The sequence below is a fragment of the Streptomyces calidiresistens genome (assembly GCF_014141525.1).
GTDB lineage: Bacteria > Actinomycetota > Actinomycetes > Streptomycetales > Streptomycetaceae > Streptomyces > Streptomyces calidiresistens.
In genome coordinates this window covers 1-385 of the sequence record NZ_VKHS01001629.1, presented here as the reverse complement: position 1 = coordinate 385, position 385 = coordinate 1, and the positions used below count along the sequence as shown (strand labels likewise).

The following is a 385-nucleotide window of genomic DNA, read 5'->3' as shown; positions in this document are numbered from 1 at the left end:
CTCTCCCCCGGTGCCCCCGCCCGCCGGGAGGCGCTCACCCCATCGGGGGAAAATCGCGGGGGAAAGCGGGGAAAGGGCGCCGAGGGCGGTGACATCCCGTCGGTTCGCTCGTTCAGCCGGGCGTGTCTCCCACCGATGCTGCCCCGACCTCCTCGACCGTCCCGTCCGCCCCGCCCCGCGGCGCACCGGACCGCGACACGGCCCGGCCCGCCTCGGGGGTCGGCCCGGAGGGGGCGGAGGCGGCGATCACCGAGTACTACGACCGCCTCGTGCGGCTCGGCTACGTCGTGCTGCCGTCCTCGCTCGGCCGTCATCGCCGGGTGATCGCCGCCCACGGCATCGCCCAGGCCGCCCTGCCGCGCGGGCGGGCGGGCCGGGGCGGCGG

The 385-nt window shown here is 78.4% G+C and carries 1 pseudogene; it reads left to right on the top strand.

The features are described from left to right. Positions 1-122 precede the first annotated feature (122 nt). A pseudogene (locus tag FOE67_RS28585) lies at positions 123-385 on the top strand (hypothetical protein); the annotation flags it as partial.